The organism is Actinophytocola sp. KF-1 (genome assembly GCF_054661535.1).
In genome coordinates this window covers 193,635-207,245 of record NZ_BAAFVK010000004.1, presented here as the reverse complement: position 1 = coordinate 207,245, position 13,611 = coordinate 193,635, and the positions used below count along the sequence as shown (strand labels likewise).

Genomic DNA, 13,611 nt, shown 5'->3' with positions numbered 1-13,611 from the left:
CATCCTCACGTACCGCGCGCCCGGTCGCGAGTCATTCGTTCTTGACGTACGTCGGGTGCAGCTTGACCGGCTCCTTCTGCCGCTTCGCCTTGGCGCGCAGGTTCAGGAACTCCACGAACACGGAGAACGCGATGGGCCCGTACACGTAGCCCTTCGGGATGTGCTGGTCGAAGCCCTCCGCGATCAGGCTGCCGCCGATCAGGAGCAGGAACGACAGCGCGAGCATCTTCACCGTCGGGTGCCGGTTGACGAACTCGCTGATCGGCTTGGCCGACACCAGCATGATCACCATCGCGACGACCACCGCGGCGATCATGATGCCCAGCTCGTCGACCATGCCCACCGCCGTGATCACCGAGTCCAGCGAGAACACGATGTCGAGCACCAGGATCTGCGCGATCACCCCGGCGAACGAGGCGGCCTTGCGCTCTGTCGCGTGCTCGGCGCCCTCCAGCTGTTCGTGGATCTCGTAGGTGGCCTTGCCCAGCAGGAACGCCCCGCCGAGCAGGAGGATCAGGTCCCGCCCGGATATCTCCTGGCCGAACATGCTGAACAGCGGTGCGGTCAACCCGATCACCCACGACAGCGACGCGAGCAGCAGCAGCCGCGTCACCAGCGCGAGCGAGAGGCCGACCACCCGCGCCCGCTGCTGCTGGTGCTCAGGCAACCGCCCGGCGAGGATCGAGATGAAGACGATGTTGTCGATGCCGAGGACCACCTCGAGCAGCAAGAGCGTGCCGAAGGCGATCCAGAGTTCCGGACTAGTAAGCCAATCCACGCGATCACCTTATAGGGGGCAATTGGGACGAAGGGCGTGATTCGCTCTATAGGTTCGTCCCGGTTTGGCGGGTGGGCTCGGGGTGCGCCCGAGGAGTGGGTGCGGGGACAGCCGGAGGTGAGGTCAGGCTGGGCGGCCAGGTCGGCCGGGCTGGGCGTGTCGGGCGGGGTGCCAGGCTGGCGACGCCCGCGAAGCGGGCGGCATCGACCGGCCCGAGAAGCTCCGATGGGAGAAACGCTTCAGGCGCGGGGAGGCCGCGGACACCGATCAGGTCGACACGGCCAGTCTGGGGAGCGGGCCTGGCGGGGGCCGAGCGGGACGCACCCCCGGGCGCTGCGCGCCCGCGAAGCGGGCGCCGGCAGATCCCGGTCGGCGCTGCGTGCCCGGGCTCGGGAACGGGGCGTCGGGGCCGAGTGGGACACCTGAGGTGTCGTGGGTCGCCGGGGAGTGCTCGGTTGCGGGCCGCTTGGCGGTGCCGCGGCGCTGTGCACCCTGAGCGGGTCATGCGAAGTCGGGCGTGGAGCCATCCGGGCGCTGTGCGCCCGGCGCCTGCGAGGCGGGCGGGACGTGTCTCGGTGGCGGGCAGGGTGGGGGTGCCGCGGTGCTGTGCGCGCCGGTCGGCGGAGCGGGTCATGCGAAGTCGGGCGTGGAGCCATCCGGGCGCTGTGCGCCCGGCGCCTGCGAGGCGGGCGGGACGTGTCTCGGTGGCGGGCAGGGTGGGGGTGCCGCGGTGCTGTGCGCGCCGGTCGGCGGAGCGGGTCATGCGAAGTCGGGCGAGGAGCCATCCGGGCGCTGTGCGCCCGACGCCCGCAAGGCGGGTGGGCCGGTCCAGGGCCCAAGCGGAGACCCTGGTGGCGGCGTGGTTCGCGGGCCCGCGGAGCGGGCCTTCCAGGGTAGGCACGTGGGGAGCTTGTAGGTGCGCAGGCGCTGCCCGCCCGGCGCCCGCGAAGCGGGCGGGAAGTGCCTCGGTGGCGGGCAGTTTGCGGGTGCCGCGGTGCCGTGCGCGCCGGCCGGTGGAGCGGGCTGTGCGAAGTCGGGCGAGGAACCATCCAGGGGCCTCCGGGCGCTGCGCGCCCGGCGCTCGCGAACCGGGGGCTGGCCCGGGCGCTGCGCGCCCGGGCCAGCGAAGCGGGCCTTGCAGGATCGGGTGAAACCATCTGACGCGAGGGGCGAAGCGGCCCCCGCCGGTCAAGAACGTCCACGACAACGGGCCTCGCCGAGGTGAAACCCCGGCGAGGCCCGACCCCCGGCCATCACCCCCAGGCAACCGGCAGCGAATGCACGCCGTACAGGTTGGAGTCGGTGCGCATCGGCACGTCCGCCGCGTCGATGGCGAGTCGTAGCGTCGGGAACCGGTTGACCAGAGCCGGGAACGCCACTCGCATCTCGACCCGCGCCAGCTGCTGCCCGAGGCACTGGTGCACGCCGTACCCGAGCGCCACGTGTCCCGCCGCGTGCCGGGACAGGTCGAGCACGTCCGGGTTCGGGTAGCGTTCCGGGTCCCGGTCGGCGGCCTGCAGGGACAGGGTGACCGACTCGCCCGCCCGCACGACCTCGCCGCCGATCTCGACGTCCGCCAGGGCGGTGCGGACGCCGGTGTGCGCGATCGTCAGGTAGCGCAGCAGCTCCTCGACGGCCTCGTCGACCGTCACCCAGCCCGTGCGCAGCGCCGCCAGCTGCTCGGGGTTGCGCAGCAGCGCGAACGTGCCCAGCGCCAGCATGTTCGCCGTGGTGTCGAGGCCTGCGCCCAGCAGGAACGAACCCAGCCCGGACAACTCCACGTCGTCGAGGTCGCTGGTCGTCAGGTCGCTCAGCAGGTCGTCGGCCGGGTTGGCGCGCTTCGCGAGCACCAGGTCGTTGAGGTACTCGTACAGGGCCGTCATCGCCGCGCCCTTGTCCTCCGGCGACGAGCTCAGCGACGTCAGCGTCAGCGCCTGCCGTTGGAAGAACTCGTGGTCGGCGTACGGCACGCCCAGCAGCTCGCAGATGATCGCCGCAGGCACCGGCTGCGCGAACGCCGTCACCAGGTCCGCGGGCGGGCCCTGCTCGGCCATCGCGTCCAGCAGCTCCGCGCACACCTGCTCGACGCGGTCGGTCAGCAGGCGCATCCGGCGGACCGTGAACTTCCCCGCGAGCAGCTGCCGGAACCGGGTGTGCTCCGGCGCGTCCATCCCCGTCATGTCCCCCGGCGGCGCGGGCGGGATCTCGGCCGGCGCGCCGGGGAACGGCAGGTGCATCAGCTCATACCGGACGCTGAACCGCTGGTCGGCGAGGATCGCGCGGACCACCTCGTGGCCCGTCGCGAGCCAGCCGACGTGCCCGTCGGGGTACACCATCCGCGTCAGCGGGCGCAGCTCCGCCAGCTCGGCGGGCGGGTCGAACGGGCAGCCCGCGGGACGGGCGGTCGGCAGTCCCCGCAGTGGCGCGTTCACCTGATCCGCTCCTTCGCGAACAGCGACTTCGACCACGCGTAGCCGAGGACGGCGAGCAGCACGCACCAGCCGACCGCGAGCCAGCCGCTGTTGCCGATCTCGGTGCCGAACAGCAGCCCGCGCATCGTCTCGACGACCGGGGTGAACGGCTGGTACTCGGCGAACGTGCCCAGCCAGCCGGGCATGGAGTCGATCGGCACGAACCCGCTGCCGACCAGCGGCAGCAGCATGAAGATCATCGGGGTGTTGCTCGCCGTCTCCACGCTCTTGGCCGCGAGCCCCATCGCCACGGACAACCACGTGAGCGCGACGGTCAGCAGCAACAGCAGCCCCGCGACGGCCAACCACTCGCCGACGTTCGCGGTCGGGGAGAACCCGACGAGCAGCGCGACCGCGGTGACGACCACGAGCCCGATGACGGTCTGGATGACCGTGCCGACGACGTGCCCGGTCAGCACCGACGCCCGGCTGATCGCCATCGTTCGGAACCGGGCGATGATGCCCTCGGTCATGTCCTGGGCGACCGAGATGGCGGTGCCGAGCACCGCACTGGTCACCGTGATCAGCAGGATCGCCGGCGTGAGGTAGTCGACGTACGCGTCGCGGCCACCGGTGCCCGCGACGGCAGCGCCGCCGAGGCCGTTGCCGAGCGTGCCGCCGAAGACGTACACGAACAGCAGCAGGAACAGGATGGGCTGCGCCAGCAGCATGATCGTCAGCGACGGGTAGCGCTGCATGTGCCGCAGGTTGCGCCGCAGCATGGTGCGCGAGTCACGCACCGCATAGGACATGGTGGTCATTGCGCCGGCTCCTTGGTGGCTTCGGTGCGGTGGCCGGTGAGGCTCAGGAACACGTCGTCGAGGTCCGGGGTGTGCACGGTGAGGTGGTCGACGGGGACGGCCTGCGCGTCGAGGCGGGCGAGCACGGCACGCAGGGCGTCGACGGACCCGTCGGTCGGCACCCGCAGTGCGAGGTTCTCCTCGTCCGGTGTGGACACGTCGAGCGCGGCGCTCGCGCGGCGCAGCGCGCCCTGGTCGGCGAACCGCAGCCGCAGGTGCCCGCCGGGGACGCGGCGCTTCAGCTCGTCCGGGGTGCCCTGCGCGACGATCCGGCCGCCGTCGAGCACGGCGACGCGGTCGGCGAGCTGGTCGGCCTCGTCGAGGTACTGCGTGGTGAGGAAGATCGTCACGCCACCGCTGACGAGGTCGCGGATGATGTCCCACATCGTGCGGCGGCTGCGCGGGTCCAGGCCGGTGGTCGGCTCGTCGAGGAAGATCACCTTCGGGTCGCCGACCAGCGTCATCGCGAGGTCGAGCTTGCGGCGCATGCCACCCGAGTACGTGGTCGGCACCTTCTTCGCCGCCTCGGTGAGGTCGAACCGGTCGAGCAGGGCGGCGGCCCGCCTGCGCCCCTCGCGGCGCGGCAGGTGGTGCAGGTCCGCCATCAGGAACAGGTTCTCCTCGCCGGTGAGGAGGTTGTCGACCGCGGAGAACTGGCCGGTGAGGCCGATGGCGCCGCGGATCCCGTCCGGGTCGGTCGCCAGGTCGTGCCCCGCGACGCTCGCGCTGCCGCCGTCCGGGGTGACCAGTGTGGACAGGATGTTGACGGTGGTGGTCTTGCCCGCGCCGTTGGGCCCGAGCAGGGAGAAGATGGTGCCCGGCGGGACGTCGAGGTCGATGCCGTCGAGCACCACCTTGTCCCCGTAGGACTTGCGCAGCCCGGTGGCCGCGATCGCTGGCTGGCTCATGGTTTCCCCTCGGTGGTGGTCAGGAGCGGTGGACGGTGATGTCGCCGAACCCGGTGTTGGCGCGCACCTCGACGGTGTCCGTCGCGCCGCCGGGTTCGGTCGCGGTCCGCATCTGGTTGTCGACGCGGCCGAAGCGGGTCTTCACGTCGAGCCACGCGGCGCTGCCCTCGCGGATGCCGATCTCGATGTCGCCCATGGCGGTCTCGAGGGTGAGCGCGCCGCGCACGGCGTCGAGCACGCGCACGGAACCGTTGGCGGTCTTGGCTTCCACGGCGTCCTCGGAGTGCTCGACGGCGATGTCGCCGTTGGCGGCACGCACCCGCACGGACCCGGTCGCCGCGCCGATCGTGGTGGTGCCGTTGGAGTTCTTGACCACGGCCGTGCCGGTGAGCTGCCCGAGCCAGACCCGGCCGGAGCTGGTGCTGACGTCCGCGTTGCCCGCGACCCGGTCGACGGAGACGTTGCCGGTGGCGGTGTGCAGGTTCAGCTCGCCGGTCTCCTCGAGCACGAGCTGCCCGGTGCCGGACTTGTACTTGCAGGCGCCGAGCCTGCCGGTGCCGTACAGGTCGCCGAGGCCGGTGCCGCCCTGCACCCGGGAACCCGCGGGCAGTTCCACGGTCACCTCGATCGACCGCGACTTCTTGCTGATGTCGAGCGGGCGCAGCCTCGGGCCCCGGACGGTCAGGGTGCCGCCGGCGAACTCGACGGTGGTCTGCGCCGCGGCCTTGACGTCGGAGGCGTCGGACTCGTCGCTGGGCCGCACGTCGACGACCGTGTCCGTGCGGTCGCTCGCGATGATCCGCACGTTCCCGACGCCGGGTTCGATGCTCGCGACGATGGGTTCCGGGGTGGCGAAAACAGGCATGGGTGTCCCCTCGAAGTGTGTTGGTGAGGTGTTTGTGCTGGTGGGGCCGGGTCAGCTGACCCAGCCGGTGAAGTGCTTGCCGCCCCGGCGCGAGCCGCCGCCCGACGGCGGCGGCACCGGCCGTGTGGCGGGCCGCAGCGCGGCGGTCGCCGCGCGCACGAGCCACGCGTTGACCGAGCGGCCCTCCTCCGCGGCCGCCTCCTCGATGCGTGCCTTCAAGGTCTCGGGCAGGCGCAGGTTGATGCGCACCTGCGCGCTGTCGTCATCGGCGGCCGGCTCGTCGGGGTCCGGGGCCTGCGTGGCGTAGCCGGTGTCGGCCGGCTGGTCCACCTCGGGGAGGGTCACCGCGAACGCCGCCTCGCCCGCACGCAGGCGGACCTCGACGGAGCCGGGCGCGAGGTCCCTGGTGATCTCCTCGGCCGCGGCCGACAGCGCGTCGAGCAGCGTGAGGCGGATGGCCGACGCCAGCGGCGCGGTCAGGCGGTCGGCGAGTGCACGGGCGTCCTCGCCACCGGCTTCGGCGGCCACGGCCAGCTCCTGGCGGACGGAGTGCACGAACGGCGTCAGGTCCATGTGCACACTATGGCATCACTGTGGTGCCATGTGCAAGTCCAAGTGGTGCCACTCCAGGGTTCGCCGTGAGCCATGGTGGCATCAACAGGTGCCATCGCTGGTGCGGATGGCTCGAAAGTTTTGCGTAAGTTTCGGAATGTCGATGACGTCGATGGCTGGCCTGAGGTGGTCAAACGTGCCGCCATGCGCATGTCACGCGTCGTTGTGTTCCCGAAACATCACCGAAACTTGTTGACAACGGTGCGGAGTCGGGCCAACACTGCTCGTGTCGACAGGGCTCAGTGCCGGTGTCGATCCGGGGTCGGGAGACCTGCTCTCCGGTCGTGAGCGGCCGGGCAATCCCGCTGTTGTGCGTCGTCGGCGTGCGTGTCGTCGCCCTGCCCCGGGCAGCCTCAACGACGAGGAGGTAGGAATGCGTTTCGTTCAGTCGGGGAACCGGGGACGGCTCAGGCTGCTCGTGGGCAGCGCGTGCATCGCGCTGGTCACGGCGGTCCTGCCAGGGGCCACGACCGCCGCCGCGGCGGGCGAGGTCGGCGTCGCCGCCGTGTGCGGCAGCCAGACCGGCACCCACAACGGTTACTACTACACGTTCTGGACCGACGGTGGCGGCTCGGCCTGCATGGAGCTGGGCGGCGGCGGCAACTACAGCATGCGGTGGAGCAACACCGGGAACTTCGTCGGCGGCAAGGGCTGGAGCAACGGCTCCCGCAGAACGGTGAACTACTCCGGCAGCTTCAACCCGTCCGGCAACGGCTACCTGGCGCTGTACGGCTGGACCTCGAACCCGCTCGTCGAGTACTACGTCGTCGAGAACTGGGGCAACTACCGGCCGACCGGCACCTACAAGGGCACGGTCACCACGGACGGCGGCACGTACGACATCTACCAGACGATGCGGTACAACGCCCCGTCCGTCGAGGGCACGAAGACGTTCCCGCAGTTCTGGAGCGTGCGGCAGCAGAAGCGCACCGGCGGCTCCATCACCACCGGCAACCACTTCGACGCGTGGGCCAGGGCGGGCATGCGCCTCGGCAGCTTCAACTACTACATGGTGCTCGCCACCGAGGGCTACCAGAGCAGCGGCAGCTCGAACATCACGGTGGGGTGACCATGCGGACCCTCCTCACCGCACTGGCCGCGGCGGCGCTGGCATTCGCGGGCACGGGCGTCCCCGCACAGGCCGCCGCGTGCAACGGGTACGTCGGCCTGACGTTCGACGACGGGCCGTCCGGCAACACCCCGGCGCTGCTGAACGCGTTGCGGCAGAACGGTTTGCGGGCGACGATGTTCAACGAGGGCCGCAAGGCCGCCGCCAACCCGGCCCAGGTGGCGGCGCAACGCAACGCGGGCATGTGGGTCGGCAACCACAGCTACACCCACCCGCACCTGACCCAGCTGAGCGCGGCGCAGATCGAGTCGGAGATCTCCCGCACACAGCAGGCGATCGCGGCCGCGGGCGGTGGTACGCCGAGGTTGTTCCGCCCGCCGTACGGGGAGACCAACTCGACCGTGCAGGGCGTGGCGGCACGCTACGGCCTGACCCAGATCATCTGGGACGTCGACTCCCAGGACTGGAACGGCGCGAGCGTGGACGCGATCGTCGCCGCCAACGCGCGGCTGGCGAACGGCCAGATCATCCTCATGCACGACTGGCCGGCGAACACCCTCGCGGCGATCCCGCGCATCGCGCAGACGTTGGCGGGCAAGGGTTTGTGCGCGGGCATGATCTCGCCGCAGACCGGGCGTGCCGTGGCCCCGGCCTGATCCCGGGGCGCACGGTTCCGGGCCGGGGGCAGAGCCGCCCCCGGCCCTTCTCTTGCCTGGTGCCGCTGTACTCGGTCTGCTCCCGGGTGCGTTGGTTGCGGCCCGCGCAGCGGGCCGGGCGCGCAGCGCCCGGTTCCGTGTCCTGAAAGGCGCGTTCAGGTCGCTGGGTGACATGAACGCGCCTTTCAGGGCATTCAGCGCCCGTTCGAGACGCGGCGCGGTGGGCTATGTGTCGGGCAGCGCCGGCGCGCCTTTCTTTTGGGCCGCTGCGTGGGTCGGGCGCGCAGCGGTCGGTTTGCCGTGTCTTGAACGCGCCTTCAGGACACGCGCCCGTTCGAGACGCGGCCTGGCTCGGGGTGGACCGTGTGTCGGGCAGCACCATCGCGCCTCTCTTCCGGCTCCGCTACGCGGGCCGGGCACGCAGTGCCCGGGTTCCCGTGTCCTGAACGCGCCTTTCAGGACACCGCACCCGCTCGATTCCAGACCAGATCCGGGAGCCCACGAACGGGGACACGCCCGGCCCGCGCACCCAGGTCCGGCACGCAACGCCCGGCCGTACGCACTCCCGCTCCCGTGGCCCGGGGCGAAACCCGGGCCACGAGCGCCGAACCCTCAGTGAGCCGCGTTCATCAACGCCACCCCGCTCGCCTGGCACCCCGGACCTTGCGGCTTGGTCCACGCCGACCACGACAGCGAGTACTGGTCGAAAGCGTTGCGGGCACGGGAGAATGCCGAGTCAGCCTGCCGCGCGAGGTAAGCCCCGTACGGACGATCCGGCAGTGCGGCGTCCAGTTCGTCGAGCCCGCGCGCGAGGCCCGCCTTGAAGTACGCGCCGTCCTTGAAGCAGTCGTCCCAGCCTTCGGGTGGGTCGTGCAGGATGCCGCTGCTGTCGGTCAGCGCCGAGCCGGGGCGGGTGGTCGCGTCGGCGACCTGCCGGGCGCGGGTGCGGGGCGCGGGGTCGCCGGTCAGCGCGGACAGCTCGGTGAGGCCGGACATCAGGACACCCTGGTTGTACGAGAACACCGTGCCGCCGGGCGCGCAGCCGCTCTCGTCGAGGCCGTCGCGCACCAGGCCGTCGCCGGCGATGAGGCCGCTCCTCGCGAACCACGACCAGCCTGTCGTCGCGCGGGTGCGGTAGGTCGCGTTGCCGGTTCGCGCGGCGACCGTGGCGTTGACCTGGATGTACAGGCTGTTGGAGATGGCCGCCTTGTACGTGCCGCCCTCGCGCCAGCGGATCCCGCCGCCGCACGCCGCGGTCCAGAACGTGTGCATGTGGTCGGCCGCGACGCGTGCCGTGTCCAGGTAGCGGCGGTCGCCGGTGAGGTCGTACGCGTCCAGCCACGCCATCGCCCACCAGCCGGTGTCGTCGGAGTACTCGTTGCGGAACTGGCCGCGGCCCGCGCCGACGTTGCGGTCGTACGTGGTGGGGATCGCGTACCGGTAGCTGGGCATGCCCGTGACCTCGACGTTGCGGATCACCGCCGACAGCGCGACCGCGCTGCCCCACCAGCCGCCGCCGCGGAAGAGGCCCGTGCCGTTGTCGTACAACGCCATCATCGCGGTCGCCGCCGCCTCGGTGCGGTTCGCGGCGTTCCACCTCGTCCTCGCCCACTGCGTGCACGCGACCGCGCCGGTGTCGACCGCGCGCCCGCACGCCCGCAGCGCGCCGACACCCCGGTTCGCCCAGTCGTCGTTGTTGTACATCTGGGTCCGCCAGCCGCCGAACCCGCTCGGCGCGGCGGTCAGGCCGAGGCGGCTGCCGTCCGCCCAGGTGCTGCCGCCGTCGAACGACCGGTCGAGCCACACCTCGTCGCCTGCGCGGGTCCCCTCGATCGCGGCCCAGCCCATCGGGTCGCCGTCGGAGAGGTGGAGGGCGAGCGTCCGGCCGGACACCCCGGCCGTCACCGCGACGCGGTCGCCCGTCGCCAGGGACGGGTCGCGGGCGTCGCAGTAGCGGTTGCAGATCGTCGCCGTGGCAACGGGTTCCGCCGTGCCGGTCGGCGGGCCGGTGGTCGGTTCGGCCGTCGCCGGGTGGGCGGTCAGCACGGCGGACATCGTGATGAGGACAGGGACGTAGACCAGCGATGTGCGTCTCACGGGGCACCTCGTCTGTAGCAGGGAAATTCCACCGTGACCCATGAGAGCGCTTTCCGAATCGGCCGAAGGGGCGAATCGACGCGGCGCACGCGGCGTGACAGGCTGGCGCGATGCGGAAATCGTCGCCGTCATCGACCGCTCAGAACGTCGCGCTGGCTCGTGCGCACCTGACCTGGCTCGGCGTCCTCGACGACCGTTTCGCGGCGGCGATGCTGCGACCCGCGTGGGCGTCGATGGCCAGGGCGTTGCGCTGGCCGCCGGTGTCGCGCCTGGGCCACAACCGGATGTTCGCGTGGCTCGCGGCGCGCACCCGATTCTTCGACGACGCCGTCACCGGCGCGCTCGACGCGGGCGTGCGCCAGGTCGTGGTCATGGCCGCGGGCTACGACAGCCGGGCGTGGCGGCTCGCCCGGCCCGGCGTGCGCTTCTTCGAGGTCGACCACCCGGCCACGCAGCACGACAAACGCGGCCGCGCGCCCGATGGCGGCCCGGCGTACGTCCCGGTCGAGTTCGGGCGGGACCCGGTGGCGGACGCGCTGGTCGCGGCCGGGTTCCGCGCCGGGGAACCGAGTGTGTTCACCGTCGAGGGGGTCACGATGTACCTGACCGAGCCGCAGGTGCGCGACCTGCTGAGCACCGTGCGCGGTCTCGGGGCCGAGGGCAGCAGGCTCGCGGTCAACTTCGGGCTCGGTGTGGAGGCCGCCGATTCGACCGGGAGCCGGGCCGTGGCACGGCTGGCGCGGCTGCACTTCGCGGTCAGCGGGGAGCACGTCACCTACCGGCCGTCGATCGCGCGTGCGGAGGAGTTGCTCGCCGAAACCGGCTGGACGGCGGGTGCCACGCTGACCGCGCCCGAGCTGGTCCGCTGGTATGTCTCCGGTTCCGGCCTGCCGACGAGCGACATCAGGCCGACGGCCTTCGCGCTCACCGCGACCGCTGCCTGAGAAGTCCACCCGATCGGCGCGGGACGTTCGGAGCAACGGACTGCGCCGGCCGGACACGTACGACGCGAGAAATCTTCGAGATCTCGATAGCGTGATTGCGCTTACATGGCGTTGTCGGGGAACGGAGATGCCTCCATGGCGAAGAAATCGGGTCACCCTCTCGGGGTGACGGGGAGAGTGCTGTTCGGCGCGGCCATCACCACGGTCGGCATGGGCCTGTCCGCGGGGGTGGCGGCCGCGGAGCCCGCCGGCACACAGTCCACACAGGAATCGCGGCCCGCGCCCGCGGTCGACGTCCGCACCATGACCGACCAGGAGCTGAGCGCGGAGCTCGGGCGCGTGGCGGGCAAGGACACGTTGCGGCAGCAGGAAGTCGTGACCGAGATGAAGGCGCGCGGCGGCCAGTTCTGGGAGGCGGCGCCCGCGCCGAACGGCATCGGCATCTCGGGTGGCGTACCGGTCCGGCCCGGTGTGTCGGTGACCGGCACGATCGCGTACGACCCGTACACCGGCAGCTTCATCGTCAGCGGCGGGGTCCGCGCGGGCACGCCGAGCGGCCCGAAGTTCACCGGCATCGCGCCGAAACCCGACGGCCTCAACGCGAACGGCACCATGAAGCTGGACCTCGGCGAGTACGGCGAGTTCACGTCGTCGGTCGACCTCAACCTCTCGCCGGAAGGCGAGGTGTCGGGCAGCTACACCGCGAAGGGCACGGTCACCACCCGCGACGGCCGCAGCTACGAGGCCGAGGTGAAGGTCCAGCGCAACGCCGACGGCACCTACGACGTCGAGATGCCCGACGGCTACACCACCACGACCCCGGTCCCCGGCGGCGGCACGATCGAGAACAAGACGCCCGCGGATCCGCTGAAGGAGCGCCCGCTGCCGGAGATCAAGGCGCCCGCGCCCAAGACCGAGGCACAGCCGCAGCCCGAGAAGAAGTCGTCGTGGAGCTGGCGGGACTGGTTCGACTTCAGCGGCGCGCTGTCCATCGACAAGGAGATCCGCCGCGACCCGCTCCCGGCGCCGACGCCGGAGGAGGTGGAGCGGGCGAAGGAGAGCTGGGCCGAGCAGCAACGGATCGCCGGGGCCCAGCAGGACGCGTGGCGGGCGCAGAACCGTCCGGAGTCGCGGTACCGGGAGGCGCTGGAGCGGGCCCAGCAACGAGCCGACGCGGCGGCGGCCGCCGAGCGCGCCGCCATGCCGGACCGCGACCACGACGGCATCCCCGACGCGGAAGACCGCACGTGGAACCAGAACGACACCGACCCGGCCAGCGCCGACGTCGGTGACGGCCCGGACGGTGGCAGGGGCTACCCGAGCGACCGCGTCGACAACCCCGCGCCCACCAGCCCGCCGGAAGGCGGCCCGGACGCCGACCACGACAAGGACGGCATCCCGGACCGCCAGGACGGGACGTGGAACCAGAACGACACCGACCCGGCGAGCAGCGACGTGGGCGACGGCCCCGAGGGTGGCGAGGGCTACGCCCCGGCGCCCGCGGACGACGCCGACGCCGACGGCCTGACGGGCGCCGCGGACCCGACCCCGAACCAGAACGACACGGACCCGGCGAGCACGGACCGCGGTGATGGCCCGGAGGGCGGCGAGGGCTACGGCGACGTGGATGGTGACGGGTTGACGGGTTCGGCGGACGCGACGCCGAACCAGAACGACACGGATCCGGCGAGCACGGACCGCGGTGATGGCCCGGAGGGTGGTGACGGTTACGGCGATGCGGATGGTGACGGGTTGACGGGTTCGGCGGACGCGACGCCGAACCAGAACGACACGGATCCGGCGAGCACCGACCAGGGCGATGGCCCGGAGGGCGGTGAAGGCTACGGCGGTTCCGACGTCGCCGACTCGGGGTCGTTCTCGGGGTCGTTGTCCGACTCGGGCAGCGACTCACCCAGTGACTCAGGTGGTGTGGGCACTGACTCGGGCAGCGGCCTCGGCGGCGGCTCGGGAAGTGACACGGGCAGCGACTCGGGCGGTGGCTTCGGCAGCGATTCGGGGAGTGGCTTCGGGAGTGACTCCGCGAGCGGCTCGAGCACCGGCTCCGGTTCGGTGTCGGACTCGGCGAACGACTCGGGTGGCGTCTCCGACGGGGGCGGCACGTCCGGGACCGGCGACGCCGACGGCGACGGCCTCAGCGGCGCCGCCGACTCCACCCCCAACCAGAACGACACCGACCCCGCCAGCACCGACGTCGGCGACGGCCCGGAGGGCAACGCCGGCTACAGCGGCTCCACCGACTCCGGCGGTTATGGCACCGACTCCGGCTACGGCACCGATTCCGGCGGCTCCACCGACTCCGGATATGGCACCGACTCCGGTTACGGCGGCGACACCGACTCCGGTTACGGCGGCGACACCGACTCCGGTAGCTGTGCCTGCTTCTGACTCAC

The 13,611-nt window shown here is 71.8% G+C and carries 11 protein-coding genes; 4 read left to right on the top strand and 7 right to left on the bottom strand.

Annotated elements, in window-relative coordinates:
- Nucleotides 1-31: 31 nt before the first annotated feature.
- The 6 genes from ACYQ77_RS14050 to ACYQ77_RS14025 all read right to left on the bottom strand — a co-directional run bounded on the left by ACYQ77_RS14050 (nt 32) and on the right by ACYQ77_RS14025 (nt 6,395).
- Nucleotides 32-778, bottom strand: a complete 747-nt coding sequence (locus tag ACYQ77_RS14050) for a TerC family protein (RefSeq protein ID WP_459711144.1) — start codon at nt 776-778, stop codon at nt 32-34.
- 1,253 nt (nt 779-2,031) lie between these two features.
- A complete protein-coding gene (locus ACYQ77_RS14045; RefSeq protein WP_459711142.1) occupies nt 2,032-3,210 on the bottom strand; it encodes a cytochrome P450 in 1,179 nt (392 codons plus the stop codon).
- Nucleotides 3,207-4,010, bottom strand: a complete 804-nt coding sequence (locus ACYQ77_RS14040; RefSeq protein WP_459711140.1) for an ABC transporter permease — start codon at nt 4,008-4,010, stop codon at nt 3,207-3,209. The genes ACYQ77_RS14045 and ACYQ77_RS14040 overlap by 4 nt, the downstream gene beginning before the upstream one ends.
- Nucleotides 4,007-4,957, bottom strand: coding sequence for an ATP-binding cassette domain-containing protein (locus ACYQ77_RS14035; RefSeq protein ID WP_459711138.1), 951 nt, complete (start codon nt 4,955-4,957; stop codon nt 4,007-4,009). The genes ACYQ77_RS14040 and ACYQ77_RS14035 overlap by 4 nt, the downstream gene beginning before the upstream one ends.
- 19 nt (nt 4,958-4,976) lie before the next feature.
- Nucleotides 4,977-5,822 (bottom strand): DUF4097 family beta strand repeat-containing protein, encoded by an 846-nt coding sequence (locus ACYQ77_RS14030; protein WP_459711136.1) that lies wholly within the window; start codon nt 5,820-5,822, stop codon nt 4,977-4,979.
- A gap of 51 nt (nt 5,823-5,873) precedes the next feature.
- A complete protein-coding gene (locus ACYQ77_RS14025) occupies nt 5,874-6,395 on the bottom strand; it encodes a toxin-antitoxin system HicB family antitoxin (protein ID WP_459711133.1) in 522 nt (173 codons plus the stop codon).
- A gap of 412 nt (nt 6,396-6,807) precedes the next feature.
- Here ACYQ77_RS14025 and ACYQ77_RS14020 point away from each other — a divergent pair, with 412 nt between their 5' ends.
- Nucleotides 6,808-7,503 (top strand): glycoside hydrolase family 11 protein, encoded by a 696-nt coding sequence (locus tag ACYQ77_RS14020; RefSeq protein WP_459711131.1) that lies wholly within the window; start codon nt 6,808-6,810, stop codon nt 7,501-7,503.
- A gap of 2 nt (nt 7,504-7,505) precedes the next feature.
- Nucleotides 7,506-8,159, top strand: coding sequence for a polysaccharide deacetylase family protein (locus ACYQ77_RS14015; RefSeq protein ID WP_459711129.1), 654 nt, complete (start codon nt 7,506-7,508; stop codon nt 8,157-8,159).
- Nucleotides 8,160-8,771: 612 nt separating this feature from the next.
- On the opposite strand, the gene ACYQ77_RS14010 is transcribed toward ACYQ77_RS14015, so the two are convergent.
- Nucleotides 8,772-10,256: a glycoside hydrolase family 76 protein gene (locus tag ACYQ77_RS14010; RefSeq protein WP_459711126.1), complete on the bottom strand. Its 1,485-nt coding sequence runs from the start codon at nt 10,254-10,256 to the stop codon at nt 8,772-8,774.
- 110 nt (nt 10,257-10,366) lie between these two features.
- On the opposite strand from ACYQ77_RS14010, the gene ACYQ77_RS14005 reads away from it, so the two are divergent.
- Nucleotides 10,367-11,200, top strand: a complete 834-nt coding sequence (locus tag ACYQ77_RS14005) for a class I SAM-dependent methyltransferase (RefSeq protein ID WP_459711124.1) — start codon at nt 10,367-10,369, stop codon at nt 11,198-11,200.
- Nucleotides 11,201-11,365: 165 nt separating this feature from the next.
- Nucleotides 11,366-13,606: a hypothetical protein gene (locus tag ACYQ77_RS14000; RefSeq protein ID WP_459711123.1), complete on the top strand. Its 2,241-nt coding sequence runs from the start codon at nt 11,366-11,368 to the stop codon at nt 13,604-13,606.
- The last annotated feature ends 5 nt before the right edge of the window (nt 13,607-13,611 follow it).

Coding starts and splice junctions, on each gene's coding strand:
- ACYQ77_RS14040 (WP_459711140.1), bottom strand. CDS start 4,010: ATGACCACCATGTCCTATGCGGTGCGTGACTCGCGCACCATGCTGCGG.
- ACYQ77_RS14035 (WP_459711138.1), bottom strand. CDS start 4,957: ATGAGCCAGCCAGCGATCGCGGCCACCGGGCTGCGCAAGTCCTACGGG.
- ACYQ77_RS14030 (WP_459711136.1), bottom strand. CDS start 5,822: ATGCCTGTTTTCGCCACCCCGGAACCCATCGTCGCGAGCATCGAACCC.
- ACYQ77_RS14025 (WP_459711133.1), bottom strand. CDS start 6,395: ATGGACCTGACGCCGTTCGTGCACTCCGTCCGCCAGGAGCTGGCCGTG.
- ACYQ77_RS14020 (WP_459711131.1), top strand. CDS start 6,808: ATGCGTTTCGTTCAGTCGGGGAACCGGGGACGGCTCAGGCTGCTCGTG.
- ACYQ77_RS14015 (WP_459711129.1), top strand. CDS start 7,506: ATGCGGACCCTCCTCACCGCACTGGCCGCGGCGGCGCTGGCATTCGCG.
- ACYQ77_RS14005 (WP_459711124.1), top strand. CDS start 10,367: ATGCGGAAATCGTCGCCGTCATCGACCGCTCAGAACGTCGCGCTGGCT.